The sequence below is a fragment of the Roseateles paludis genome, from assembly GCF_039872745.1.
GTDB classification, from domain to species: Bacteria; Pseudomonadota; Gammaproteobacteria; order Burkholderiales; family Burkholderiaceae_C; genus Pelomonas; species Pelomonas paludis.
On the sequence record NZ_JBDPZD010000001.1, the window covers coordinates 497,879 to 521,961 of the forward strand.

23 protein-coding genes and 1 riboswitch are annotated in these 24,083 nt (G+C 68.9%); of the genes, 11 read left to right on the forward strand and 12 right to left on the reverse strand.

All coding sequences use genetic code 11. From position 1 onward, the window contains the following. Positions 1-24: 24 nt before the first annotated feature. The 4 genes from ABDJ85_RS02305 to ABDJ85_RS02320 all read right to left on the reverse strand — a co-directional run bounded on the left by ABDJ85_RS02305 (position 25) and on the right by ABDJ85_RS02320 (position 3,734). Positions 25-1,266 (reverse strand): GGDEF domain-containing protein, encoded by a 1,242-nt coding sequence (locus ABDJ85_RS02305; RefSeq protein ID WP_347703110.1) that lies wholly within the window; start codon positions 1,264-1,266, stop codon positions 25-27. 168 nt (positions 1,267-1,434) lie between these two features. Beyond that, positions 1,435-2,628 (reverse strand): phosphoglycerate kinase, encoded by a 1,194-nt coding sequence (locus ABDJ85_RS02310; RefSeq protein ID WP_347703111.1) that lies wholly within the window; start codon positions 2,626-2,628, stop codon positions 1,435-1,437. A 64-nt stretch (positions 2,629-2,692) separates the two neighbouring features. After that, positions 2,693-3,031, reverse strand: a complete 339-nt coding sequence (locus ABDJ85_RS02315) for an AzlD domain-containing protein (protein WP_347703112.1) — start codon at positions 3,029-3,031, stop codon at positions 2,693-2,695. Beyond that, a complete protein-coding gene (locus ABDJ85_RS02320) occupies positions 3,024-3,734 on the reverse strand; it encodes an AzlC family ABC transporter permease (protein ID WP_347703113.1) in 711 nt (236 codons plus the stop codon). Before ABDJ85_RS02320 ends, ABDJ85_RS02315 begins: the two co-directional genes overlap by 8 nt. A 136-nt stretch (positions 3,735-3,870) precedes the next feature. On the opposite strand from ABDJ85_RS02320, the gene ABDJ85_RS02325 reads away from it, so the two are divergent. Both ABDJ85_RS02325 and ABDJ85_RS02330 read left to right on the forward strand, forming a co-directional pair. Beyond that, entirely contained in the window at positions 3,871-4,833 is a 963-nt protein-coding gene (locus ABDJ85_RS02325; RefSeq protein WP_347703114.1) for a helix-turn-helix transcriptional regulator, read from the forward strand. 95 nt (positions 4,834-4,928) lie between these two features. Next, positions 4,929-5,750, forward strand: coding sequence for a PEP-CTERM sorting domain-containing protein (locus ABDJ85_RS02330; protein WP_347703115.1), 822 nt, complete (start codon positions 4,929-4,931; stop codon positions 5,748-5,750). Positions 5,751-5,768: 18 nt separating this feature from the next. On the opposite strand, the gene ABDJ85_RS02335 is transcribed toward ABDJ85_RS02330, so the two are convergent. The 4 genes from ABDJ85_RS02335 to def all read right to left on the reverse strand — a co-directional run bounded on the left by ABDJ85_RS02335 (position 5,769) and on the right by def (position 8,649). Beyond that, positions 5,769-6,539 (reverse strand): head GIN domain-containing protein, encoded by a 771-nt coding sequence (locus tag ABDJ85_RS02335; RefSeq protein ID WP_347703116.1) that lies wholly within the window; start codon positions 6,537-6,539, stop codon positions 5,769-5,771. A 129-nt stretch (positions 6,540-6,668) separates the two neighbouring features. Continuing rightward, complete coding sequence (locus tag ABDJ85_RS02340; protein WP_347703117.1) at positions 6,669-7,088, reverse strand: hypothetical protein; 420 nt, start codon at positions 7,086-7,088, stop codon at positions 6,669-6,671. A 79-nt stretch (positions 7,089-7,167) separates the two neighbouring features. Then, entirely contained in the window at positions 7,168-8,094 is a 927-nt protein-coding gene (gene fmt / locus ABDJ85_RS02345; RefSeq protein WP_347703118.1) for a methionyl-tRNA formyltransferase, read from the reverse strand. Between the two features lie 18 nt (positions 8,095-8,112). Then, positions 8,113-8,649, reverse strand: a complete 537-nt coding sequence (gene def / locus ABDJ85_RS02350) for a peptide deformylase (protein ID WP_347703119.1) — start codon at positions 8,647-8,649, stop codon at positions 8,113-8,115. 148 nt (positions 8,650-8,797) lie between these two features. Here def and ABDJ85_RS02355 point away from each other — a divergent pair, with 148 nt between their 5' ends. The 3 genes from ABDJ85_RS02355 to ABDJ85_RS02365 all read left to right on the forward strand — a co-directional run bounded on the left by ABDJ85_RS02355 (position 8,798) and on the right by ABDJ85_RS02365 (position 11,637). Then, on the forward strand, positions 8,798-9,964 hold the full coding sequence (locus tag ABDJ85_RS02355) for a LysM peptidoglycan-binding domain-containing protein (protein WP_347703120.1): 1,167 nt from the start codon (positions 8,798-8,800) through the stop codon (positions 9,962-9,964). Positions 9,965-9,975: 11 nt separating this feature from the next. Then, positions 9,976-11,106, forward strand: a complete 1,131-nt coding sequence (gene dprA, locus ABDJ85_RS02360; RefSeq protein WP_347703121.1) for a DNA-processing protein DprA — start codon at positions 9,976-9,978, stop codon at positions 11,104-11,106. Positions 11,107-11,175: 69 nt separating this feature from the next. Beyond that, positions 11,176-11,637 (forward strand): Smg family protein, encoded by a 462-nt coding sequence (locus ABDJ85_RS02365; protein WP_347703122.1) that lies wholly within the window; start codon positions 11,176-11,178, stop codon positions 11,635-11,637. Positions 11,638-11,677: 40 nt separating this feature from the next. Here ABDJ85_RS02365 and ABDJ85_RS02370 read toward each other — a convergent pair whose 3' ends face one another. From ABDJ85_RS02370 to yajC, 4 genes are read right to left on the reverse strand one after another with little or no spacing between them, the layout of a single operon-like run. Further along, positions 11,678-14,173 carry a DUF1631 family protein gene (locus ABDJ85_RS02370; protein ID WP_347703123.1) on the reverse strand — a complete coding sequence of 832 codons (2,496 nt, stop codon included), beginning with the start codon at positions 14,171-14,173 and terminating at the stop codon, positions 11,678-11,680. Between the two features lie 45 nt (positions 14,174-14,218). Further along, on the reverse strand, positions 14,219-15,253 hold the full coding sequence (secF, locus tag ABDJ85_RS02375) for a protein translocase subunit SecF (protein ID WP_347703124.1): 1,035 nt from the start codon (positions 15,251-15,253) through the stop codon (positions 14,219-14,221). Between the two features lie 11 nt (positions 15,254-15,264). Next, on the reverse strand, positions 15,265-17,151 hold the full coding sequence (secD, locus tag ABDJ85_RS02380) for a protein translocase subunit SecD (RefSeq protein ID WP_347703125.1): 1,887 nt from the start codon (positions 17,149-17,151) through the stop codon (positions 15,265-15,267). Positions 17,152-17,196: 45 nt separating this feature from the next. Continuing rightward, positions 17,197-17,517, reverse strand: coding sequence for a preprotein translocase subunit YajC (gene yajC, locus ABDJ85_RS02385; RefSeq protein ID WP_347703126.1), 321 nt, complete (start codon positions 17,515-17,517; stop codon positions 17,197-17,199). 136 nt (positions 17,518-17,653) lie between these two features. On the opposite strand from yajC, the gene ABDJ85_RS02390 reads away from it, so the two are divergent. The 6 genes from ABDJ85_RS02390 (at position 17,654) to ABDJ85_RS02415 (ending at position 24,048) form a co-directional block, all read left to right on the forward strand. Further along, the gene (locus ABDJ85_RS02390) at positions 17,654-18,745 is read left to right on the forward strand and encodes a DNA glycosylase AlkZ-like family protein (RefSeq protein ID WP_347703127.1); all 1,092 of its coding nucleotides are present in this window, start codon (positions 17,654-17,656) and stop codon (positions 18,743-18,745) included. 70 nt (positions 18,746-18,815) lie between these two features. Further along, a complete protein-coding gene (ppk2, locus tag ABDJ85_RS02395) occupies positions 18,816-19,976 on the forward strand; it encodes a polyphosphate kinase 2 (RefSeq protein ID WP_347703128.1) in 1,161 nt (386 codons plus the stop codon). 72 nt (positions 19,977-20,048) lie between these two features. Further along, positions 20,049-20,124: riboswitch (S-adenosyl-L-homocysteine riboswitch) on the forward strand. A gap of 78 nt (positions 20,125-20,202) precedes the next feature. Further along, positions 20,203-21,600, forward strand: a complete 1,398-nt coding sequence (ahcY, locus tag ABDJ85_RS02400) for an adenosylhomocysteinase (protein ID WP_347703129.1) — start codon at positions 20,203-20,205, stop codon at positions 21,598-21,600. Beyond that, positions 21,600-22,346: a TlyA family RNA methyltransferase gene (locus ABDJ85_RS02405; protein WP_347703130.1), complete on the forward strand. Its 747-nt coding sequence runs from the start codon at positions 21,600-21,602 to the stop codon at positions 22,344-22,346. Before ahcY ends, ABDJ85_RS02405 begins: the two co-directional genes overlap by 1 nt. Next, the gene (gene metF / locus ABDJ85_RS02410; RefSeq protein WP_347703131.1) at positions 22,343-23,179 is read left to right on the forward strand and encodes a methylenetetrahydrofolate reductase [NAD(P)H]; all 837 of its coding nucleotides are present in this window, start codon (positions 22,343-22,345) and stop codon (positions 23,177-23,179) included. The genes ABDJ85_RS02405 and metF overlap by 4 nt, the downstream gene beginning before the upstream one ends. 251 nt (positions 23,180-23,430) lie before the next feature. Continuing rightward, entirely contained in the window at positions 23,431-24,048 is a 618-nt protein-coding gene (locus ABDJ85_RS02415; RefSeq protein WP_347703132.1) for an OmpW/AlkL family protein, read from the forward strand. Positions 24,049-24,083 lie beyond the last annotated feature (35 nt).

The window sequence follows — 24,083 nt, forward strand, 5'->3', positions numbered from 1 at the left end:
TCGCAAACCCGACGCGGGCGTCGTCTAGAAGCGGGTCTCTACGCGGTCGCGGCCGTCGCGCTTGGCGCGGTACATGGCGGCGTCGGCGGCCTGCAGGCAGTCGGCCATCTCGGCCGGGGTGGTGGCCTCGGCCACGCCCCAGCTGGCGGTGATGTGCAGGCCCTCGGGCCAGGCCTCGGCAGCCAGGCGGTCACGCAGGCGCTGGGCGGCGCTGGTGGCCTCGGCCGCCGTGGTCTGGCGCATCAGGATCAGGAACTCCTCGCCGCCCCAGCGGGCCACCAGGTCGCCGCGCGGCAGGTGGTGGCGCAGCGCCTGCGCAAACTGCACCAGCACGGCGTCACCCACCGCGTGGCCGTGGGCGTCGTTGATGTCCTTGAAGCGGTCGATGTCGAGGAAGACGATGGACACCGGGTAGCTGTTGTCGCCCTGGCGCCGCAACTCCTCGATGAAGCGTTCGACGCCGGCGCGGTTGGCCAGCTGGGTCAGCGGGTCGCGCTCGACGCGCTGCTCCAGGTCGTCGGTGTGGCGGCGCAGGCGGCGGTGGGCGGCGCGGGCGTCGAGCGCGAGATACACCAGCAGCGAGACCATCCACAGCAGCAGCAGCCCGAGGCGCAGGGTGCCGACGGGCATCCAGTTGCCCACCAGCTCGGCGTAGTAGAGCCGGATGCGGTGCAGGCCCGGCGCGGCATTGCCGCCGGTGCCGATGCTGAGGATGTGCACCTGGTCGAGCTTGGGGCCGATCTCTTCGATGCGCTCGGGGTGCTCGCGCATCCACCAGGAGCTGACGACGAACTGGTCGGGCCGCAGCTGCACGGCACTGGCGGCCCGGGTGGCCGACCACACCACCTCGTGCGGCTTGTAGCCGCCGGGCGGTACCGGCAGCGCCTGGCCCACACGACGGCCGAGCAGGAAGACGCGCACCTGGGGGGGCTGGCCGTCAGTGGTCGGGCCCTCGGCCTCCAAGGCAAAGCGCAGGTGGCTGAACTGGGTGAAGTCGATGCCCGCGCGCCCGAGATCGATCTGCAGCTCGCAGTAGGGAAACTGGAAGCCCGCTTTCAGCTCGCACTCGATGGCGACACCGTCATCGGGCAGCTTGAGCATGTGGGCCGTGCTCGCCCCACCATCGGGCTGGTCGTCCACGGCCTTGAGCAACTGGCCGGGCGTGCGGCCGTCCACCGGCAGCCAGCGCGTCCGGCCCTGCTCGTTGGCGTACAGCGCCAGCACCGTGAGGACGGTGAGGACGGCGAGCAGCCAACGCAGGGCCATGCGACCACCTATCCGAGGTCTCGGCCTTCCGGGCCGAGCGCCGGGCCGCCCCAAGCCGGCCCGTCTGAAGCTGCCTGCGGCTCAATGCCGCTGGCAGCTTTGTCCCCTCGGGGGACCGACCAGACTCGCCCGCGTTCAGCGCGGCGAGGTTGGGCGAGGGGCCTCATGTCACCCCGCAGCGCGCTTGGCCAGGATCTCGAAGGCGGGAAGGGTCTTGCCTTCGAGCACTTCGAGGAAGGCGCCGCCGCCGGTGGAGATGTAGCCCACCTGCTTCTCGATGCCGTACTTGGCGATGGCCGCCAGGGTGTCGCCACCGCCAGCGATGGAGAAGGCGCTGCTGTCGGCGATGGCGCGGGCCACCGTCTCGGTGCCCTTGGCGAAGGCGTCGAACTCGAACACGCCGACCGGGCCGTTCCAGACGATGGTGCCAGCGGCCTTGAGCTGCTCGGCGAGGATGGCTGCCGTCTTGGGGCCGATGTCGAGGATCAGGTCGTCATCAGCGACGTCGGTGGCGGCCTTGACGGTGGCGGGTGCATCGGCGGCAAAGGCCTTGGCGGTGACCACGTCGACGGGGATGGGCACGGCCGCGCCGCGCGCCTTCATGGCCTCGATCACGGCCTTGGCGTCGCCCACGAGGTCAGCCTCGGCGAGCGACTTGCCGATCTTGAGACCGGCGGCCAGCATGAAGGTGTTGGCAATGCCGCCACCGACGATCAGGCCGTCGACGTTCTTGGACAGGCTTTGCAGGATGGTCAGCTTGGTCGAGACCTTGGAGCCCGCCACGATGGCCACGAGCGGGCGCTTGGGGTTGGCCAGGGCCTTGGAGATGGCGTCGATCTCGGCAGCCAGCAGCGGGCCGGCGCAGGCGATCGGGGCGAACTGCGCGATGCCATAGGTGGTGGCTTCAGCGCGGTGGGCGGTGCCGAAGGCGTCGTGCACAAAGATGTCGCACAGCGCGGCGAGCTTCTTGGACAGCTCTTCGTTGCACTTCTTCTCGCCCTTGTTGACGCGGCAGTTCTCCAGCAGCACCAGCTCGCCCGGCTGCACGGCCACGCCGTCCACCCAGTTGGCGACCAGCTTGACCGGGCGGCCCAGCAGCTCACCCATGCGGGCGGCAACGGGAGCCAGCGAGTCTTCGGGCTTGAACTCGCCCTCGGTCGGGCGACCCAGGTGGGAGGTGACCATCACCGCAGCGCCGGCATCCAGGGCCAACTTGATGGCGGGGATGGAGGCGCGAATGCGGGTGTCCTCGGTGATGTTGCCGGCGTCGTCCTGCGGGACGTTCAGGTCGGCACGGATGAAGACACGCTTGCCGGAGACTTTGCCGGCAGCGACGAGATCGGAAAAGCGAATGACGTTCATGGGACGCGGTGTGTGTGAGGGACAAGACAACGCCGCCATTCTCACCGCGCGCGGTTTCCAGCGGTTACCAACCAACCCCGAGCCGCAAGCAGAGCATCACGGCCATGCCGATGACGATGGTGAGCAGGATGTCGCGCCGCCAGAGGTAGTAGGCGGCCGTGGCCACCAGGGCGGCGGGCCAGCGAGCGTCCTGCCAGGTGGTGATCACCTCGCCCTGGGTCATGAAGATCTCGGGCGCCACCACGGCGACGAGGGCCGCCAGCGGCGCGACCTTGAGCGCATCGCGCAGCCAGGGCGGCAGCGGCCAGGGCCGCGATGGGATCAGGAAGAAGCCGCGCGTGATCACGCTCACCACCGCCAGGCCAGCAATGGCGACCCAGACATAAAGCTCACGATCAGTCATGCCGGCGCCGCTCCAGCCACAGGCCCAGCGCCCCAGCCACGACGATGGCGCAGATGATGTTGAGCTTGAAGGGCAGGTGGTAGGTGGCGATGGACACCAGACCCGCCACCGCCGCCACGGCCCAGAGCACCCGCTCAGTCAGCAGCGAGTAGCACATGCCCAGCAGCGCGAGCGTGCCCGCAAAACCCAGGCCCCAGCGCGTGGGCACGCTGTCCGCCAGCACGATGCCGATGATGGACAGCACATGCCAGCACACCGCCATCACCACCGCGCCGCCGATGAAATAGGGCACCTGGCCCGGCGCCGGCTGGCCGCCGGGGTAGCGCTGGATGTAGCGCACATAGGCCAGGTCCGTCGCCCAATACGCCATCAGCAGCCGCTGCCAGCGTGGCAGGTGGCCCCAGTAGCCACGCCACTGGGCACTGAAGATCACGAAGCGCAGGTTGACGCAGAAGGCCGTGCCGAGGATCACCCACCACGGCGCGCCGGCCGCCAGCAGCGGCAGCGAGGCCAGCTGCGCGCTGCCCGCAAACACCAGCAGCGACATGCCCAGCGCCTGCCAGAGCGTGAGCCCGCTCTTGACCATGGCCACGCCCGTGACCAGCCCCCAGGCCGCCAGCCCAAGCGAGGGCGGCAGCATGTCGCGCACGCCCTGGCGGAAGTCCGGGTGGCGCTGCAGGGCACGCAGGGCGGCAAGGTTCATGGCCGCATTCTCAGCCGCTGCGCTGTGCAAGTTTGCCGATGGGGTTTGCGCCGGCCCTGCAGCGGGTGCTGGGTCTTTGAGTTCTGGCTGGCCGCCATTACCCTTGCCGGGCGAGCCCATCCAACGCCGTCCCTGCATGCCCTCCACGCCCCCCAGCCCCCTTGCGCTCTATCAGCACAGCCTGGCCGGCGATGTGGCCGCCTACGCGCGCCATGCCTTTGAATGGCTGCGGGCGCAGATCGACTTTGATGCCGGCATGCTGATCACCAGCCAGGCCAACCAACCCGGCTTTCTTGACGCGCACTTCAGCGGCTTTGCCGATGTGCCGGCCCTGATGGCGAGCTGGCAGGGCGTGGCCCACCTGGATGTGCTGGCGCCGCGCCTGGTGGCCGAGCCCGGCGTCGCCCGCCGGCATGACAAGGACGACCCCCTGCTGGCCGGCCCCGAGTTCGCGCCGCTGCACGCGCATCTCGAACGCTTTGGCTTCCAGCACACCCTGTGCCTTGCGCTGCCGACGCCGGAGCCGCAATTCCTGGTGGTGATCATCCTGGTCCGCAGCCAGCGTGGCCGGCGCGGCACCGACGCAGAACTGGCCCGCCTGGCGCAGCTGGGCCCGGCTGTGGCCGAAACCTATGCGGCCTGCCGCCGCATGGCCTTGCTGGCCCAGCCGTTGGCAGGCCTGCAGCACCTGTGCATGGCCCGCATCACCCGCCAGGGCGCCTACGTGCAGACCACGCCCGCCTTTTGCGAGTTGATGTGGGCCGGCCGTGCGCCGCAGAACGTGCACCTGCCGCCCGAGGCGCTGCGCGCCCTCTCCAGCGGCCAGGCCTGGCCGCTGCCCGGGCGTGACCTGGTGCTGCATGCCCAGCCCGACGCCGAGGGCCAAGGCTGGCTGCTGCGCCTGCAACCGCGCCGGGCGGCCGACCAGCTCAGCCCGCGCGAGCGCGAGATCGCCCAGCGCTTTGCACGCGGCGAGTCCAACACCGCCATTGCCGAGACCCTGGGGCTGTCGCCCGCCACGGTGCGCAACCACCTGAGCAATGCCTACGCCAAGCTGCAGGTACGCCACCGGGCCGGGCTGATCGCGGCGCTCGGCTGACCCCCCCGAGCTGAGGGAGGTCGCCTGGTGCAACTGCACCATGGGCAGCAAGGCAGCGCCTTTCCATACTGGCCTCCATTTCCCTGGAGCCTCCCATGCGACTCAAGACCCTGCTCGCCGCCAGCCTGATCGCCCTGGTGACCACCCCGGCGCTGGCCGACCTCTACAGCGAGAACTTCGCCCAGCACCAGTACACCCACCTTTACGGCAACGCCTTCTACACGTCGCAATGCGACTACGGCAAGGTCGGCCAGCCCGGTCAACCTTGTGGCGATGGCTACCGCTTGGCCGAGATCTGGGGCACGTCCGCCGAAAGCCTGCCGTCCTACGGCCACATCGAAGGCCGCGCCAGCGCCACCATGCCGGCGGGCGGCGAGGCCAACTGGCACTGGGGCACGACCCATGTGTTCAGCCGCTGGGGCGACTGGCTGACTGTGGAGTCCAGCACCCTGCCGGTCGGCACGCCGGTGACACTGGACCTGCGCATCAACTGGTCACACAGCATCTCGATCGATGCGGGTGCGGGCAGCCTCACACGGGCCCAGGCCAGCCTGCACTACAGCGGGCCGGACTGCTGCAACCTCATCACCTTGGTGCAGGGCAACCACTACGACACCACGGACCCCGGCAGCGTCGGCATCGGCAGCTTCAACACCTTTGTCGGCAACAGCATCTACTTCGTTGGCGTGCTCAGCCTCGATGCCGACATCACCGGCGGCACCGTGGGCGGCACGGCCTACAGCGTCGGTTCGGCCGACTACTTCATCACACCGCAAGCCGGCGTCAGCCTGCGCAGCGCCTCAGGCCACAACTACTCGATCAGCGCCGTGCCCGAGCCCGCCAGCCTGGCGCTCTGGGCCTGCGGCTTGGTCGGGCTGGTGGGGCAGCTCAGCCGCCAGCGGCGCCGCAACTCCTGAGTCTGGTCGAAAGGAGCCTCAGTCCTTGGCGCGGCGCACTGAGCCGCTGCCCGCGACCGAGCTGCTGACCTCAGGTGAGCCGAGGTAGCGCACATCGCCCGAGCCGGCGATGGAGACCTTGAGCTTTTGGGCCACCTGCACCTGGGCGTCACCGCTGCCCGAGATGCTGATCTTGGCCTCGTTGGTGGCCAGGCCAAGGGCCTTCACATCGCCGGAGCCGGCAATGCTGGCTTGCAGCTCGGAGGCGCGGCCGGTGGCCACCACATCGCCACTGCCGGCGATGCTGAGGAACACCTGGTCGGCCTGCAGCCCATCGAGCTGCAGGTCGCCCGAGCCGGCGATGCTGCCGTCAAACCGGCCATTGGCCTTGAAGGCCTCGACGCGGACCTTGCCCGAGCCGGCAATCGCTACTGCACGCAGGCTGGGCAGGTCCACGCTCACGGTCAGCGGCACAGTGCCCACCGGCTCATAGCCACGCTTGGGGCCAATCTCCAGCGTCCGGCCCTTGCTGCCCTCCACGACACGGGTTTCCAGATAGGGCAGCAGGTTCTTGTCGGCACGCAGCTCGACCTTGGTGCTGCCAGCCTGGCGCACCACGGCATTGAGATCCCCATGCAGCGCGATGGCGTCGAAGTCGCCCAGGCTGCGCGCCTCGGTCACCACCTCACCATTGCCGCGCACGCGCTCGCCCTTGCCCCAATTCCAGTTCCAGGCCGAGGCCGGCAGGGCGGCAGTGAGCAGCGCGCCGCAGGCGGCGAGGGCGAACAGGCGACGGGTGGGTGCGGACATGGCGGGTCTCCAAGGGGTATGGGGAGTGGCGATGTCTGCACTGTGCGCAAGCGCCCGGCGGGCTGCCAGGCTTGCGCGACCAACTGCTGAAACGGAGTCCTGAAGTGCGCCGGCCCGCGGCCGCGACGCTCAATGCGCCTTGGCGTCTGGCTTGGCGTCGGCCTTGGTGTCGGCTTTCGCGTCGCCCTTGGCCTCGGGTTTGGACTCCGGCTTGGCGTCAACCTTGGGCGCCTTGGTCTCGACCTCTTCGTCCACCGACTTGGGCTTCTTGGGGTCCGGGCGCGGCACGACGGGCAACACGCCCTCAAGCTTGTTCTCGCGCATGTACTCGTCCATCTCACGCCAGCCGTTGTAGATGGCGGCCTTCTGGGCCTTGGGGTTGAGCACGTAGCAGTCTTCGATGGCTCGCATCGCGTGCCGGCAGGCGCTGCCGATGGCCTTGCCCTCGGCCTCCTTGGCAGCCGCAACCTTGGCCGGGTCCTCAATGCCAAGCTGCTCGCAGGCCGTGAGGGCAGCAAGCAGGGGCAGGAGGAGGGCGAGGCGCTTCATGGGCTGGGGTCGAAGGTACACGCCGATTGTCAAATGGCGCTCGCCAACCGCAAGGGAGGAATTGGCGGGAAGAAAGCCCTCAATCCCCGAGCCGCTCGCCCACGGCCAGCGGCTTGCCTTGCAGCACCTGGGTGGCCGGCCCACGGCGTCCGCCGGGTCGCTGCAGCTCCAGCAGGCGCACGGCACCCCGTCCACATGCGACGACCTCTGGCGCGATCACCTGGCCAGGCTCGCCGGCACCCTCTGCCGGCGCCACGCGCCAGACCTTGAGGGCCTCGCCGCCGGCCGTGGTGCTGCCGCCAGGAAAGGGGTCGAAAGCCCGCAGCCGGCGCTCGATCTCGGCCGCGCTCTGGCGCCAGTCGATCTGCGACTCGGCCTTGTCGATCTTGTGGGCGTAGGTGATGCCCTCCATGGGCTGCGGCACATAGACCGGCGGCTGTTGCAGCGCCTGGACGATCAATCGCCCGCCCAGCGCGGCCAGGCGGTCATGCAGCGTGGCGGTGGTGTCATCGCGGCGGATGGGCTCACGCCCCACCAGGCCCATGGCACCGGTGTCCAGGCCCGCGTCCATCTGCATGATGGTGACGCCGGTCTCGGCGTCGCCGGCCTCGATGGCGCGATGGATGGGCGCCGCGCCGCGCCAGCGTGGCAGCAGCGAAGCGTGGATATTCAGGCAACCGAGCTTGGGCAGGTCCAGCACCCACTGCGGCAGGATCAGGCCATAGGCGGCCACCACCATCACATCGGGCTGGGCCGCCAGCAGCGACTCACGCGCCGCCGCCGCGTCGGCAGCGTACTTGCCGTCCAGCTTCAGGCCCTGCGGCTGCGCCACCGCGATGCCCGCGGCCAGTGCGCGCTGTTTGACGGCACTGGCCTGCAGCTTCATGCCGCGCCCGGCCGGGCGGTCGGGCTGGGTCAGGACCAGCGGCACCTCGAAACCGGCCGCCAGCAGCGCGTCCAGCGCCACGGCCGCGAACTCGGGCGTGCCGGCAAAAACGACTCTCATACAGCGACGCGCACGGGGTCAGAACCTCTTGCTGCGCTGCTTGGCTTCAAGCTCTTCCTCGCGGGCCTTCTTGACCATCTTGGTCTTGATGCGCTCGCGCTTGAGCGGGCTCAGGTACTCGACGAAGACCTTGCCCAGCAGGTGGTCCAGCTCGTGCTGCACGCACACGGCCAGCAGGCCCTCGGCATCGAACTCATAGGGCTGGCCGTCACGGCCCAGCGCGCGCACCGTGACCTGGGCGTGGCGGGGCACCTTGTCGTAGGTCTGGGGCACGGACAGGCAGCCTTCCTCGCCCTCCACGAAGCCCTCGCTGAAGCGGGTGATCTCGGGGTTGATCAGCACGCGCGGCTCGTCGCGGTCCTTGGAGGTGTCGATCACGACCACCCGCTCATGCACATTGACCTGCGTGGCCGCGAGGCCCACGCCGTCGGCGGCATACATGGTCTCGAGCATGTCGTCGACGAGCTGGCGGATGCGCTCATCGACGGCCTCCACCGGCTTGGCCACGGTCTGGAGGCGGGGATCGGGGTAACGAAGGATCTTGAGCTGGGGCATGTGTAAGCAGTCGCAAACAAGCCGCATTTGACGACTTGCAGGGGGCGTTTTCGGGCAGACCGGACGCGGGATTGCGTGCAGAATCCCTGCGGACGCGAAGGAGGGATTTTCGCCTACGCGCCCCATTCCCGTTCGGAGACCGCCCGCGATGCCCTCTCGCCTGCAAGCCCCTGCCCTCCTGCTGACTGCCCTGGCCCTGGCCAGCAGTGGCGCTGCCCTCGCCCAAGGCACCCGCTACCCGGTGACGCCCGCCCAGCAACAAGCGGCCGACGAGATCGCGACGCAAGGTGTGCCCCTGGTCGACCTGGCCCCCGACGCCCCCGACAGCCACACCGTCAAGCAGGGCGACACGCTGTGGGACATCTCCAAGCTCTTCCTCAAGGGGCCCTGGCGCTGGCCCGAGCTGTGGGGCATGAACCGCAAGGACATCGCCAACCCCCACCTGATCTACCCCGGCCAGGTGCTGCGCCTGGTGCGCCGCGACGGCCGCGCCATGCTGGAGACCAGCGCCGCCGGTGCCGCCGGCTCGGGCATCCCGGGCGACGCCATCAAGCTCAAGCCCCGCATGCGCATCGCCACGCTGGACGAGACGGCCATCGCCTCGATCCCGATGTCGCTGATCCAGCCCTTCCTGACCGATGCTGTCGTCTTCGACACCGACGCGCTGGCCACGGCGCCACGCATCGTCGCCGCCACCGAAGGCCGCGTGCTGATCAGCGCTGGCGAGAACGCCTACGCACGGGGCGACTTTGGCGGCGCCAACGACTTCCGCATCTTCCGCCAGGCTCGCCCCCTGGTGGACCCCGACGACGGCAGCATCCTGGCCTACGAGGCGCCCTATGTGGGCACGGCCGAGCTGGTCAAGCCTGAGGGCGAGGCCAAGGTCGGCGACGAGACCCTGCCCGTGCCGGCCACGCTGCGCATCAAGACCGTGCGCCAGGAGGTGGCCAGCGGCGACCGCCTGGCCCCCGTGCCGCAGCGCAACTACCTGCGCTACATCCCGCACGCCCCGGCCAGCCCGGTGAGCGGCCGCATCATTTCGCTCTACGGCGACGCCCTGCACGGCGGCCAGAACCAGATCGTCGTGCTCAACCGCGGCAGCGCCAACGGCATCGAGCGCGGCCACGTGCTCTCGCTCTGGCGCGATGGCCGCGTGGCCCGCGACACCACCGGTGACAGCCCGCAGACCATCAAGCTGCCCGACGAGCGCCATGGCGTGCTCTTCGTGTTCGAGGTCTACGAGCGCGTGGCCTACGCCCTGGTCATGCAGGTGCGCGAGCCCGTGCGCGCAGGCGACCGCTTCAGCGAGCCCTGATACAGCGCCGCATGGACCGCGCCGAGCTGTCGGCCTGGCTGCGGCTGCTCGAGACGCCCGGCATCGGGCTGACGACGGCACGCCGGCTGTTGCTGGCGGCGGGGAGCGCTGAGGCGGTGTTCGAGCTGCCGGCAGTCGCCCTGGCCAGCCTGTGCTCGGCGCGCCAGCGCGAGGCGCTCGCGAAGCCGCCCGACTCGCTCGACGCGCTGACCGAGCAGACCTGGGCCTGGCTGCAAACCGACCCGCGTCACAGCTTGCTGACCCCGGCAGACCCTGACTACCCACCGCGCCTGCTCGAATCGCCCGACCCACCGCTGCTGCTCTACCTCTGGGGCGACCGGGCTGCGCTGCGCGAACCCGCGCTCGCCATCGTCGGCAGCCGCAACCCGACGGCCCAAGGGAAGGACAACGCGCACGCCTTCGCGGCCAGTCTCGCGCGTGGTGGCTATTGCATCGTCTCTGGCCTGGCCCTGGGCATCGATGGCGCGGCCCACGAGGGCGCGCTCCAGGCCGCAGGCCGCACCATCGCCGTGGTGGGCACGGGCATGGACCAGGTCTACCCCCGGCGCCACACGGCACTGGCCGCCCGCGTCGCGCAGCAGGGCCTCGTGATCAGCGAGTACGCGCTGGGCACGCCCGTGCTGGGGCCCAACTTCCCGCGCCGCAACCGCATCATTGCCGGCCTGAGCCAGGGCTGCCTGGTCGTCGAGGCCGCCGTGCAGTCGGGCTCGCTGGTCACCGCCCGGCAGGCGCTGGAAGCCGGGCGCGAAGTCTTCGCCATCCCCGGCTCCATCCACTCGCCGCAGGCGCGCGGCTGCCATGCGCTGATCCGCCAGGGCGCCAAGCTGGTCGAGTCGGCCCAGGACATCCTGGAAGAGCTGCTGCCCCTGCCGCCTCGCCCGGCCGCCGACCCGGCGCCGGCCGACGAACCCGAGCTACTGGACAGCGCGGACGACGCGAACGACCCCCCGGTCCTGACGGTCCTGGAGGCCATGGGCCATGACCCGGTCAGCCTCGACGCCCTGCTGGCGCGCGGCCCCTGGACGGCCGCCGAACTGAACGCCCAGCTGCTGGAGCTGGAGCTGGACGGCCTGGTGGCCCGGCTGGCCGGCCAGCTGTTTCAGCGCCGCACGACGGCCTGAAATGAACACCCCCGACCCGGGGCTATTCGGGCGTGACGCCCGAAAACGCTCGGCTATCATGGGTTCACCATGTTCGACGTCCTGGTCTATCTCTACGAAACCTACTGGCGCCCGGACGCCTGCCCGGACCACGCCCAGCTGACCCGCAAGCTCACCGCCGTGGGCTTTGAGACCGACGAGATCCAGGAGGCGCTCTCCTGGCTCGACGGCCTGGCCAGCGCGGGCGAGTCGCTCGAACAAGCGGCCGAGGCCCAAGGCCCCTTGAGCGTGCGTGTCTACATGCCGCACGAGATCGAGCACCTGGGCGAGACCTCGGTCGGCTTCATCCGCTTCCTGGAAAACGCCGGCGTGCTGCCCGCGCCGATGCGCGAGATGGTGATCGACCGCGCGATGGCCATTCCCGGCAGCCCCATGGACCTGGAAGACCTGAAGATCATCGTGCTGATGGTGTTCTGGAGCGTGGGCGAAGAGCCTGACGCGCTGATCCTGGACGAGCTTTTCGTCGCCCCAGAAGATCGCCTCATTCACTGAACGGCTCTCGCACAAGCAAACGGCGCCTATGGCGCCGTTTTCAATTCAGGAGCCGGCTCGGATCGGCATCCAGCTTGGCCAGCGCCTTGCGCGTGGCCTGCACGGTGAGGGCTTCGTCCTGCGCCGGCAGCAGCAGGCCGGCCTGCAGGAAGGCCGCCATGCGATTGAGCGAGAACAGCACCCCGCGGCCCTTGGGCGTGACAAAGAGGGCGAGCTGCTTGCGCAGGCCGCGCCAAGCCAGCTGCACCTGCTCGTTGCGGCCCCGGTAGTCGAGCATGAACCAGCCGCCCACCTGCAGCTCGCGCGCCCAGGCGACCATGGCAGGCGTGGGGGCGGAGCCGCCCTCGGCCACCACCTCCATGCCATCGGACTCGTGGCCGGAGAGGTCGCGCACCAGCATCTCGTCGACCTGGGCGTCGTCGCCCTCGCCGTCGGGCAGCATGGCTTCGAGGTCTTCGAGCTGCTCCATCAGCTCGTCCAGGCGCTCGCGCGGGATCACGGCCGTCTTGGCCGTGAAGGCGGCCGCCAGCGCGTTGTTGAGGGCGCGGATGTGTTCGTCCTGCTTGTCGCTGGGCATGCCGGCATGGCCCATGCCGTCTCGCAGGGTCTTGAGCAAGGGCGGCAGGCGGCGGATGACGTCGGCGCGCTCCTCGCGCGTGCCCTTGGCGCTGGCGGACCAGATCAGGTCGGCCGCCGCGCGCTTCATGGTCTTGGTGACCTCGGACTGCGCGCCGGTGCGCACCGCCGTGACGGCCAGCACATCGGCCCAGACGTGGAAGAGGAAGTCGCGCACGCCCTCCTGCACCGGCACCTCGCTGAGCATCTTGCGCAGCTCGATGGTGTACTGGATGGCCATGGTCTCGCGCTGCTCGACCTGCTGGGCCAGCGAGACGCCGCGCTTGGAGGCCGCGTTCTCGTTCTGGAAGTAGTGGTCGAGGAATTTCTCGAACTCGGTCAGCACGGTCGCAAAGACGCGCCGCCCGGTGTCCGGGTAGGCCTCGACGACCTGGACGATGCGCTTGATCTCGCGCTCCAGGGTGTCAGTGGGCGTTGGGATGGCGGCCCCGCCGGCCACGCTGCTCGGCATGCTGGGCGTGGCGGTGTTGAAGCCCATCACACAGGCGCCCATGCGGTCGATCAGGCGCCGCGCCGGGTGCTCGGCCTCGGCAAAGAACTCGGGCTCGCCGATGGCGACGCGCAGCACCGGCATCTGCAGGCGCGCAAACCACACCCGCACAGAAGCCGGGATGCGCTCTTCGGTCAGGATGTTCTGGAACATCATGGCCACGATCTCGATGGTGGCGCGCTGGGCCGGGCTGTCGGCGGCCTGCTTGAGGACCTGCTTGATGGCCTGGTTGCGGGCGCCGAGGTCCTCCAGCGCGGGTTGGGCGGCCGAGGGGCTGACGCCCTCGGTGCCGACCACCGTCTCGACGCGCCGCTGGAAGGACTCCTGCGCGTGCTTGATCGCGCCCATCAGGCGCTGCGAGCTGGCCATGGCCCCACCGGCGCCGAAGCCGGCCGCCGGCGCGTCGGCCAGCGAGGGCTTGCCCTGCGGCGCCTCGGCGCCTGCGCCCATGGCCGCCAGGGACGGCTTGCCGGCAGGCGCCCCGGCCAATGAGGGCTTGCCAAAACCGGGGCGTGCCGGCACCTGGCTGGTGGTGACCGGGAAGCCGGGCACATGCCGCGCGAGCACACGCTGCAGCTGGGCCATGACTTCATCGGCCTGGGCCGACGCCACGCTGCGCGCGGGACCAGCCTCGTCGGCTGCGGGCATGCCGCCGCCGCCGTGCGCGGCACCCGGCGCCGCGCCGCCGTGGGCCGCAGCGCCAGCAGCACCGCCGGACACCGCAGCGGCCAAGCCCGCCGCGCCGCCGCCCGCACTCGCAGTGCGGCGGATGAAGGGCCGCAGGTCCACCTCGGGCATCACCTTCTGCGCCACCAGCCAATGGTTGCAGTCGTGATAAGCCTCGATCTGCAGCTGGGCGAATTCTTCGTGCAGCTCGGTGTGCAGCAGTTGCCAGACGGTCCCGGTAAGCCCGACCTTGGCCCAGGACTCCAGCACCAGTCGCGCCACGACCTGGGCACGCAGCAGGTCGGTGGGCGGGAGGTCGTCCTGACCCTCCAGCATCTGCATGCGGGTGCGCAGGTCGGTGAACTCCCAGCTGGCACGGTCCATCATGGCCAGCACCAGGCGCGAGCCGGTGATCTCGCGCTCGATGGTGTCGTCGTCCACCAGGCTCATGGGCAGGCCGGTGGGTGCCGAGCCGTGCACGGGCACTGGCGTCTCGCTGACGCCGTGGGCGGCCGCATGGCGCAGGGCCTTGACGGTCTCGGCCTGCCACGAGAGGCCGAGCTTGTTCCAGGCCGCCACGGCATCGCGGCGGGCCTGCATCACGTTATGGGGGGCGCTCTGCTGCAGCAGCAGATTGGCCGTCTGGCCGATGGAGGTGGCCAGCGGCGTCATGCCGCGCACGAGGGTGTCGAGGTAGACGCGCCGGGCCTGTGCGGCCAAAGCCTTGTAGCGGGCGGCGGTCATGGGCGGGGGGGTCGGATCGAGGGCGCTGCGGGGTTGCAGAGCACTCTACACGACCGCTCCCGAGTTCGGATCGTTCGGGTCCTCGCGGTTGGCCGCGACCTTCACCAAGTCTTCACGCTTGACCCCCAGCCACATGGCGATGGCGGCCGCCACGAAGACCGAGGAGTAGATGCCGAACAGGATGCCGATGGTCAGCGCGACGGCAAAGTAGTGCAGCGTCGGGCCACCGAACAGCAGCATCGACAACACCATCAGCTGCGTGCTGCCGTGGGTGATGATGGTGCGGCTCATGGTCGAGGTGATCGCATGGTCGATGACCTCGGGCGTGGTCATCTTGCGGAACTTGCGGAAGGCCTCGCGCACCCGGTCGAAGATCACGACCGACTCGTTGACCGAGTAGCCCAGCACCGCCAGCACCGCCGCCAGCACCGCCAGCGAGAACTCCCACTGGAAGAAGGCGAAGAACCCCAGGATGATGACCACGTCGTGCAGGTTGGCGATGATGCCGGCCACCGCGAACTTCCACTCGAAGCGGAAGGCCAGGTAGATCATGATGCCGACGACCGTCACGGCCAGGGCTTTGGCTGCGTCGGCCGCGAGCTCGGCGCCCACGGCCGGGCCAACGACCTCGGAGCGCGACAGCGTGATGGGCTCGGCGCCCGCCGCCGTGCGGCAGACCTGCTTGGTGACGGACTCGCCCTGCGGCGTCACCACCTGGTGTGGGCTGACCTGGCCTTGCTCGCTGGCGCACAGCGCGGTGAAGACCTTGTCGACCAGCTCGGTCTGCTTGACGTCGCCACGCAGCGGCAGGCGGATCATCACGTCACGCGAGGAGCCGAAGTTCTGCACCTGCACCTCGCCAAAGCCCATCTGCTCGATGGTGTGGCGCGTGCGCTCGATTTCGGCCGTCTGCGGGTAGGCCACCTCGATGACGGTGCCGCCGGTGAACTCGATGGAGAAATGCAGGCCGCGCGTGACCAGGAAGAAGACGGCAGCGGCGAAGGTCAGGAAGGAGATGACGTTGAGGATGAGCGCATGCTTCATCAACGGCAAATCGCGCTTGATGCGGAAGAGTTCCATGGCTCAGTCTTTCAGGCGTCGGTGGTGGCAGGGGCCGGCACTTCAGCACCCTCGGGGCGCCAGACCTGGCCGATGGACACGCTCTTGAGCTTCTTCTGCCGGCCGTACCAGAGGTTGACCAGCGCGCGCGAGAACACGACGGACGAGAACATCGAGGTCAGGATGCCAAGGCAGTGCACCACGGCGAAGCCCTTGATCGGGCCCGAGCCGAAGACCAGCAGCGAGACGCCGGCGATCAGGGTCGTGACGTTGGAGTCCAGGATGGTGGCCCAGGCGCGGTCATAGCCCAGCTCGATGGCCTTCTGCGGCGAGACACCGGCCCGCAACTCCTCGCGCACGCGCTCGTTGATCAGCACGTTGGAGTCGATGGCCATGCCCAGTGCCAGCGCCATGGCGGCGATGCCGGGCAGCGAGAGCGTGGCCTGCATCAGCGACAGCGCGGCCACCAGCAGCAGGATGTTGAAGCCTAGGGCCAGTGACGAGAACACGCCGAACAGCATGTAGTAGACGCTCATGAAGGCGGCCACGGCGACGAAGCCCCAGGTCACGCTGGCGATGCCCTTGGCGATGTTTTCCTTGCCGAGGCTGGGGCCGATGGTGCGCTCTTCGATGATTTCCATCGGCGCGGCCAGCGAGCCGGCGCGCAGCAGCAGCGCGGTGTCGCTGGCCTGCTCGGTAGTCATGGCGCCCGAGATCTGGAAGCGGCTGCCCAGCTCACCGCGGATGTTGGGCGCGGTGACGACTTCGCCCTTGCCCTTTTCAAAGATCAGGATGGCCATGCGCTTGCCGATGTTCTCGCGCGAGACCTCCTTCATGATGCGGGCGCCCTTGGCATCCACGGTCAGGTGCACGGCGGGCTGGTGGTTCTCGTCGAAGCCGGGCTGGGCGTCGCTGAGGCTGTCGCCCGTCAGCACCACCTGGCGCTTGACGATGATGGGGCCGTTGCCACGGTCGATGAAGCGCTCGGTGCCGAAGGGCACGGGGCCGGTGCCGCGCAGGGCGTCCATGGCCTCGGTGCTGTCGTCCACCATGCGCAGCTCCAGCGTGGCGGTGCGGCCGATGATGTCCTTGGCCTTGGCGGTGTCCTGCACGCCAGGCAGCTGCACGACGACACGGTCCAGGCCCTGCTGCTGGATCACGGGCTCGGCCACGCCGAGTTCGTTCACGCGGTTGTGCAGGGTGGTGATGTTCTGCTTGAGCGCCGCTTCCTGCACGGCCACCGCCGCCTTGGGGCTGAGGCTGCCGCTGAGGGACAGGGTGCTGCCCTCGCCCTGCGGGGTCCAGACCACGTCAGGCAGCTGCAGGCCAAGCAGGTCTTGCGCGGCCTTGCGGGTCTCGGCATCGCGGAAGGCGATGACCACGACATTGCCCTCGCGGCTGATGCCGGCGTGGCGGATGTTCTTCTCGCGCAGCATGGTGCGGGCGTCGCCGGTCAGCGACTCGGCCTTCTTGGTCAGCGCGGACTTCATGTCCACCTGCATCAGGAAGTGCACGCCGCCGCGCAGGTCCAGGCCCAGGTACATCGGGAAGGCATGCAGGCTGGACAACCACTGCGGCGAGCGCGACAGCAGGTTCAACGCCACGATGTAGGTGGGGTCGGCCGGGTCGGTGTTGAGGGCCTTGGAGATCGCATCCTTGGCCTTGAGCTGCACATCGGTGTCGGGGAAGCGGGCCTTGATGGAGTTGCCATCCAGCTGCACGAAGTCCGCCTGGACGCCGGCCTCCTTGAGCACAGACTCGACGCGGGTCACCAGGGCTGGATCGACCTTGACGGTGACCTTGCTGCTGGAGACCTGCACGGCCGGCGCTTCGCCGAACAGATTGGGCAGGGTGTAGAGGATGCCGATCAGCAGCGCGATGACGAGCATCGCGTACTTCCAGAGCGGGTAGCGGTTCATGCGAAGAGCCCTTGTTGGCGCCGCCTGCAGCGGCGCCGGCTGGGTTTACTTGACGGTGCCCTTGGGCAGCACCTGCGAGATGGCGCTGCGCTGGACTTGCAGCTCGACACCGTTGGCGACTTCCAGGTGGATGAAGGTGTCACCCAGCTTGCTGATCTTGCCGATCAGGCCGCCGGCCGTGACGACCTCGTCGCCCTTGGCCACGGCCTCGATCATGGCCTTGTGTTCCTTCTGGCGCTTCATCTGCGGCCGGATCATCACGAAATAGAGCACCACGAACATCAGCACCAGCGGCAGCATGCCGAGGAGGCTTTGTTCGGGAGCGGCGGCCGTGCTGGCCTGGGCGTAGGCGGAGGAGATGAACATGGGAGCTCTCTGGTCGTGGGGGTCCGGCCCCTTCGAGGCGCCGGCCGGATCGCGAAGATGGGGCGTAGCCCGCCCCATTTCAAGCAGCCGGGCATTGTAGGTGTGGCCCTCGTTAACCCGCTGTACCCTCCCAGCCATGTCCGGCACGCCCACTCTCGACGACCTGCGCCGCCACGCCGTGGCGCGCAGCCTGTTCGCCCCCACCACCCTGATCCGGGCCGCCGAGCAGCTCGGCGGCTTTGTCCAGGCTGACCCGCTGCGCGCCCCGGCCCGCGCCCAGGACCTGACCTTGCGCCACCGCGTCAAGGGCTATACGGCGGGCGACCTGGAGCGCCGCTACCCCCGCCTGCCGCTGCAGGAGGACTTCTTCATCAACTACGGCTTCGTCACGCCCGAGCTGCGCGCGCTGATGCACCCCCGCAGCGCGCACCGCGTCTGGGACAAGGCCCGCTTGAAGCTGGCCCAGGCCGTGCTGGCCGAGGTCGAGCGCCTGGGCGAGGCCCACCCCGCCGAGGTGGACGCAGCGCTGGGGCATGGCGCCGTCAAGAACTGGTTTGGTGGCAACAGCCGTCTCTCAACCGAGCTGCTCGACGGCCTGCACTACCGGGGCCACTTGGACGTGGTGCGGCGCGACAGCGGCACGCGTGTCTACCGGCTGGCCGCGCCCTGGACCCCGCCACCCGACCCCCAGGCCGCGATGGACGCCATGGCCGACGCCCTGGTGCAAAAGTACGCCCCGCTGCCGGCCGCCGGCTTGACGCAGCTGATTGCCATGCTCTTCCACGCCGCCCACCAGTGGGCCGACCTGCGCAAGCCCACGCTGGCCCGGGCCAAGGCACGCCTTGCGCACGCCAAGGTCGAGGGTGTCGACTGGTACTGGCCCGCCGACGAAGACCCCCGGCGCGGCTGGCGCATCCCGGCCAAGGTGCGCCTGCTGGCGCCGTTTGACCCCGTCGTCTGGGACCGCCGCCGCTTCGAGCTGCTGTGGGGCTGGGCTTACCGCTTCGAGGCCTACACGCCGGCGGCGAAGCGCGTGCGCGGCCACTACGCGCTGCCGTTGCTGTGGCGCGACCAGGTCATCGGCTGGGGCAACCTCAAGGTGGTGGGCGGCCAGTTGCAGCACGAACTCGGCTTTGTGAATAAGCGCCCGCGCGAGCGCGAATTTGCCGAGGCACTGGACGCCGAACTGGCCGCCTTGCGCGGCTTCCTCGGCCTGGACGCGGCTTGATGACGATCAAACCGGCGGCAGCCGGCCAGGCGGAGCATGGATGGTTTCAGCCCTCCTGCAGTCCACCTCCATGACAACAGCACCCCGCCCTCGCACTCAAGCTCGCACCCCCCGCAAGACCTCACGCCCGGTCAGCAGCGGCGACACCGCCCCGCGCCTGAACGGTGCCGGCATCGAGCAGCACCAGGTCAGCCGCGCCGTCACGCGCAAGCAGGCCGTGCAGGCCGAGACCCTGGCCGAGCTGCTGCGCCGCAATGCGCGTGCCGAGCGCCCGGCCGCCGCGCTGGCCGAGGAGCTCAAGGTGCTGCTCGAAGGCACGTCGGACGACGAGCGCCGTGCCCTGCGCCGCGCGCTGCAACAGCATGAGGACCCGGCCAAGCCCGACCCCAACGGCGAGGCCGACACCGCCCTCAGCGCCGGCTGGCGCACGGGCGCCTACCCCTACCAGAACCTGCTCTCACGCAAGAGCTACGAGAAGCAGAAGTACCGGCTGCAGGTCGAGCTGCTCAAGCTGCAGGCCTGGGTCAAGGAGACCGGCGCGCGCGTGGTCATCCTCTTCGAGGGGCGTGACGCGGCCGGCAAGGGCGGCACCATCAAGCGCTTCATGGAGCACCTCAACCCCCGGGGTGCGCGCGTGGTGGCGCTGGAGAAACCCAGCGAGGTCGAACGCGGCCAGTGGTACTTCCAGCGCTATGTGAACCACCTGCCCACGGCGGGCGAGATCGTGCTCTTCGACCGCAGTTGGTACAACCGCGCTGGGGTCGAGCGCGTGATGGGCTTTTGCTCCGAGCACGAGTACCAGGAGTTCCTGCGCCAGGCGCCCGAGTTCGAGCGCCAGCTGGTGCGCTCGGGCATCCACCTCTTCAAGTTCTGGTTCTCGGTCAGCCGCGACGAGCAACGCCGCCGCTTCAAGGAGCGCAAGCTGCACCCGCTCAAGCAGTGGAAGCTCAGCCCCATCGACATGGCCAGCCTCGACAAGTGGGACGACTACACCCGCGCCAAAGAGGCCATGTTCCTGCACTGCGACACCAGTGACGCGCCCTGGACCGTGATCAAGAGCGACTGCAAGAAGCGCGCGCGCCTCAACGCCATGCGCTACGTGCTGCACCGCCTGCCCTTTGCCAACCGCAACCTGGAGCGCATCGGCCCCGTGGACCCGCTGATCGTCGGCCGGCCGGCCTTGGTGTCGCCGCGCGGCGAGGACGTGCTGGCGGCCACGTCGGCCGGCTGACGCGGAACAAGCCTCCCCCGGCCGTGCATTTCGCCCGGCCGGGCGGCGGGCGTCCGGCCTAGAATGCGCCCTCTTTCCGAGGAGCGTTGCAACCTCTGTCCTAGAGGCCAGGCTCGGAAATCTTCATCTGCAACCGCGCTCACCCGCTGGCCCAAGCGTGCCGGGGTGATCGACTTGATCCTTCTGCATGCGCGCCCAGCGGCTTCAGTCGCTTGAAGGAGCTCGCATGTCCGCCACCCCCTACATCGTCAAAGACCTCAGCCTTGCTGACTGGGGCCGCAAGGAAATCGCCATCGCCGAGCACGAGATGCCGGCGCTGATGGCCATCCGCCGTGAATACGCCGCCAGCCAGCCGCTCAAGGGCGCGCGCATCACCGGCAGCCTGCACATGACCATCCAGACCGCCGTGCTGGTCGAGACCCTGCAGGCGCTGGGGGCCGATGTGCGCTGGGCCTCCTGCAACATCTTCTCGACCCAGGACCATGCCGCCGCCGCGCTGGCCGCCAAGGGCACCCCCGTGTTCGCTTACAAGGGCGAGACCCTGGAGGACTACTGGGACTACACGCACCGCATCTTTGAGTTCGGTAGTCAAGGCCCGAACATGATCCTGGACGACGGCGGCGACGCGACGCTCTTGATGCACCTCGGCCAGAAGGCCGAGAAGGACCTTGGCGTGCTGGCCAACCCCGGCAGCGAGGAAGAGCGCGTCCTTTTCGCCGCCATCAAGGCCAAGGTCGCGGCCGACCCGACCTGGTACACCCGCATGGCCAGCCAGATCATCGGCGTGACCGAAGAGACCACCACGGGCGTGCACCGCCTGAAGGAAATGGCTGCCAAGGGCACGCTGCTGTTCCGCGCCATCAACGTCAACGACAGCGTCACCAAGAGCAAGTTCGACAACCTCTACGGCTGCCGCGAGTCCCTGGTGGACGGCATCAAGCGCGCCACCGACGTGATGGTGGCCGGCAAGATCGCCGTCGTGGCCGGCTATGGCGACGTGGGCAAGGGCTCGGCCCAGGCGCTGCGTGCGCTGTCGGCCCAGGTCTGGGTGACCGAGATCGACCCCATCTGCGCGCTGCAGGCCGCGATGGAAGGCTACCGCGTCGTGACGATGGAATACGCCGCCGACAAGGCCGACATCTTCGTCACCACCACCGGCAACAAGAACGTCATCCGCCACGAGCACATGGCCGCGATGAAGAACAACGCCATCGTCAGCAATATCGGCCACTTCGACAACGAGATCGACGTCGCCTCGCTGGAGAAGTACCAGTGGGACGAGATCAAGCCGCAGGTGGACCACGTCATCTTCCCGGACGGCAAGCGCATCATCCTGCTCGCCAAGGGCCGCCTCGTGAACCTGGGCTGCGGCACCGGCCACCCGAGCTATGTGATGAGCAGCTCGTTCGCGAACCAGACGATTGCGCAGATCGAGCTCTTCGCCCACAAGGACGCCTACGACATCGGCAAGGTCTATGTGCTGCCCAAGCACCTGGACGAGAAGGTCGCGCGCCTGCAGCTGACCACGCTCAATGCCCAGCTCACCGAGCTGACCGAGGAGCAGGCCGCCTACATCGGCGTGCCCAAGTCGGGTCCCTACAAGCCCGACACCTACCGGTACTGATGAGAGCCGACCAACTCCTCGTCGCCCAGGGCCTTGCGCCCTCGCGCTCGGCTGCCCAGCGGCTGATCACGCAGGGCGCCGTGGAGTGGGCGGCAGCGGGTGGCTGGGTAGTGGTGAAGAAGGCGGGCGAGGACTTGCTGGAAGGCGTCGCGCTCCGCGTCACCGACGATGCCGAGCTGCGCTATGTCTCGCGCGGCGGGCTCAAGCTCGAAGGTGCCTTGCGGCACACCGGCCTGCATGTGGCCGGCGAGACCGTGCTGGACCTGGGCCAGAGCACCGGCGGCTTCACCGACTGCCTGCTCGCCGCCGAGGCACGCCATGTGGTGGGTGTGGATGTCGGCCACGGCCAGCTGCACGCCCGTCTGCAGGCCGACGCCCGCGTGACCGCGCTGGAAGGCGTCCACGTCCGCGAGCTGGGTGCGCTGCAGCAGCACGTGCCCACGGGCGGCTTCCCACTCATCGTGGGCGACCTCAGCTTCATCTCCATGATCGACAGCCTGCCCCACCTGCTGCCTTGGCTCGCGCCCCATGGCCAGCTGCTGCTTCTCATCAAGCCGCAGTTCGAGCTCGGCCCACAGGCCATCGGCAAGGGCGGCTTGGTCAAGGACGAGGCCGACTACCCCCGCCTCGAAACCCGCGCCCGCCTGGCCTGCACTGCCCTCGGGCTCAAGGTGCTGGACTACTTCGACAGCCCCATCACCGGCGGTGATGGGAACCGTGAATTCTTCTTGCACGCTGCACGATGACCACCCCGATCTCGTTTGAATTTTTCCCTCCCAACACCCCCGTCGGCACCGAGAAGCTCAAGACCGTCGTGCAGGAGCTGGGCGCCTTGAAGCCCCAGTACTTCAGCGTCACCTATGGCGCCGGCGGCTCCACGCGCGAGAAGACCCTGAGCACCGTCACCGACATCGCCGCCGCCGGCTACGAGGCCGCGCCACATCTGTCGTGCATCGGCTCCACGCGCGAGAGCATTGCCGAGATCCTGGCCACCTACCGCGCCCAGGGCATCCGCCGCCTCGTCGCCCTGCGTGGCGACCTGCCCAGCGGCACCGCCACGGCCGGTGAGTTCCGCTATGCGTCCGAGCTGGTGAGCTTCATCCGTGAGACCCAAGGCCCCGACTGGCACATCGAGGTCGCCGCCTACCCCGAGGTCCACCCCCAGCAGCGCTATGCGGCCAAGGACCTGCAGCACTTCGTCGACAAGATGAAGGCCGGCGCCAACGGCGCCATCACGCAGTTCTTCTTCAATGCCGACGCCTACTTCCACTTCGTGGACGAAGCGCGCAAAGCCGGCGTCACCCAGCCCATCGTGCCGGGCATCATGCCCTTCCACAACTACGGCCGCATCGCCCAGTTCGCCCAGCGCGACGCCATCGACATGCCCCGTTGGGTCGCCATGAAGATGGAAGGCTTCATGGACGACGCCGCCTCCATCCGCGCCTTCGGCCTCGACGTCATCGCCCAGCTGTGCGAGCGCCTGATCGCCGGCGGCGCACCAGGCCTGCACTTCTACACGCTCAACCAGTCGGCGCTGACAGTGGAGCTGTGCAAGCGGCTGGGGCTGGGCGCGCGCTGAAGGGCGCCGGTAAATGCCCGGGTAAGCGCCCGGGTAAGTGACCGGGCAAGCGCTCAGGTAGAGGCCCGGTCAAGCCCGCCGTTGCCCAAACGCTGCGTTTGCGAGCCAAGGGTTTGACCTAGGGCAAATCCAGACTCGCGACATGGGTAGCGGCTGGCCCATGTTGCGCTGCATCAAATTGAGCGAATGAGCACGGGCGTGCAATGACTTCACCCCCGGGACGAACCCGGTTTTCATAGGAGTTGTCATTCATGTCCAAGTTCTCGACCCTCGCTGCCCTTGCCACCGCCGTTGCCGCCCTCGTCGCGCCCAGCCTCGCCTCCGCTCAGGAAGGCCCCTGGATGGTCCGCGCCCGCGTGCTCAACCTGGATTCGGCCAACAAGGACAGCACGGGTCTGGGCCTCTCGGTCAACAACAAGACCTTCCCGGAGGTCGATATCAGCTACTTCCTGGCCCCCAATGTGGCGGCTGAGCTGATCCTGACCTACCCGCAAAAGCACACTCTCTATTCCAACGGCGCCGAGATCGGCTCGCTCAAGCACCTGCCGCCCACGCTGACCCTGCAATACCACTTCAGCCCCACCAGCACCGTGCGGCCCTATGTGGGCGCCGGCCTCAACTTCACCAACTTCTCGGCCGTGAAGTTCGCGCCCGCCGTGGCCACCGCCCTGAGCCCCAGCATCAAGCACAACAGCTTTGGCCTGGCCGCCCAGGTGGGCGTGGACTTTGAGGTGAGCAAGGGCCTGTACCTGAACCTCGACCTGAAGAAGGTGTCGCTCGGCACCAAGGTCTACTCCAAGGGCACCGAGGTGGGCACGTTCAAGGTCAACCCCGTGCTGGCCAGCGTGGGCCTGGGCTGGCGCTTCTAAGCGCACCCGTTGCCCCAAACGCCGGGCTGGTTTGC

What these genes read in the sequence shown, in the direction of transcription:
- ABDJ85_RS02305 (WP_347703110.1), bottom strand. Translation starts at nt 1,266, where the DNA reads ATGGCCCTGCGTTGGCTGCTCGCCGTCCTCACCGTCCTCACGGTGCTG.
- ahcY (WP_347703129.1), top strand. Translation starts at nt 20,203, where the DNA reads ATGTCCGCCACCCCCTACATCGTCAAAGACCTCAGCCTTGCTGACTGG.
- ABDJ85_RS02390 (WP_347703127.1), top strand. Translation starts at nt 17,654, where the DNA reads ATGTCCGGCACGCCCACTCTCGACGACCTGCGCCGCCACGCCGTGGCG.
- secF (WP_347703124.1), bottom strand. Translation starts at nt 15,253, where the DNA reads ATGGAACTCTTCCGCATCAAGCGCGATTTGCCGTTGATGAAGCATGCG.
- secD (WP_347703125.1), bottom strand. Translation starts at nt 17,151, where the DNA reads ATGAACCGCTACCCGCTCTGGAAGTACGCGATGCTCGTCATCGCGCTG.
- ABDJ85_RS02320 (WP_347703113.1), bottom strand. Translation starts at nt 3,734, where the DNA reads ATGAACCTTGCCGCCCTGCGTGCCCTGCAGCGCCACCCGGACTTCCGC.
- ABDJ85_RS02370 (WP_347703123.1), bottom strand. Translation starts at nt 14,173, where the DNA reads ATGACCGCCGCCCGCTACAAGGCTTTGGCCGCACAGGCCCGGCGCGTC.
- ABDJ85_RS02330 (WP_347703115.1), top strand. Translation starts at nt 4,929, where the DNA reads ATGCGACTCAAGACCCTGCTCGCCGCCAGCCTGATCGCCCTGGTGACC.
- yajC (WP_347703126.1), bottom strand. Translation starts at nt 17,517, where the DNA reads ATGTTCATCTCCTCCGCCTACGCCCAGGCCAGCACGGCCGCCGCTCCC.
- fmt (WP_347703118.1), bottom strand. Translation starts at nt 8,094, where the DNA reads ATGAGAGTCGTTTTTGCCGGCACGCCCGAGTTCGCGGCCGTGGCGCTG.
- ppk2 (WP_347703128.1), top strand. Translation starts at nt 18,816, where the DNA reads ATGACAACAGCACCCCGCCCTCGCACTCAAGCTCGCACCCCCCGCAAG.
- metF (WP_347703131.1), top strand. Translation starts at nt 22,343, where the DNA reads ATGACCACCCCGATCTCGTTTGAATTTTTCCCTCCCAACACCCCCGTC.
- ABDJ85_RS02355 (WP_347703120.1), top strand. Translation starts at nt 8,798, where the DNA reads ATGCCCTCTCGCCTGCAAGCCCCTGCCCTCCTGCTGACTGCCCTGGCC.
- ABDJ85_RS02365 (WP_347703122.1), top strand. Translation starts at nt 11,176, where the DNA reads ATGTTCGACGTCCTGGTCTATCTCTACGAAACCTACTGGCGCCCGGAC.
- ABDJ85_RS02415 (WP_347703132.1), top strand. Translation starts at nt 23,431, where the DNA reads ATGTCCAAGTTCTCGACCCTCGCTGCCCTTGCCACCGCCGTTGCCGCC.
- ABDJ85_RS02405 (WP_347703130.1), top strand. Translation starts at nt 21,600, where the DNA reads ATGAGAGCCGACCAACTCCTCGTCGCCCAGGGCCTTGCGCCCTCGCGC.
- ABDJ85_RS02335 (WP_347703116.1), bottom strand. Translation starts at nt 6,539, where the DNA reads ATGTCCGCACCCACCCGTCGCCTGTTCGCCCTCGCCGCCTGCGGCGCG.
- dprA (WP_347703121.1), top strand. Translation starts at nt 9,976, where the DNA reads ATGGACCGCGCCGAGCTGTCGGCCTGGCTGCGGCTGCTCGAGACGCCC.
- ABDJ85_RS02310 (WP_347703111.1), bottom strand. Translation starts at nt 2,628, where the DNA reads ATGAACGTCATTCGCTTTTCCGATCTCGTCGCTGCCGGCAAAGTCTCC.
- ABDJ85_RS02315 (WP_347703112.1), bottom strand. Translation starts at nt 3,031, where the DNA reads ATGACTGATCGTGAGCTTTATGTCTGGGTCGCCATTGCTGGCCTGGCG.
- ABDJ85_RS02340 (WP_347703117.1), bottom strand. Translation starts at nt 7,088, where the DNA reads ATGAAGCGCCTCGCCCTCCTCCTGCCCCTGCTTGCTGCCCTCACGGCC.
- ABDJ85_RS02325 (WP_347703114.1), top strand. Translation starts at nt 3,871, where the DNA reads ATGCCCTCCACGCCCCCCAGCCCCCTTGCGCTCTATCAGCACAGCCTG.
- def (WP_347703119.1), bottom strand. Translation starts at nt 8,649, where the DNA reads ATGCCCCAGCTCAAGATCCTTCGTTACCCCGATCCCCGCCTCCAGACC.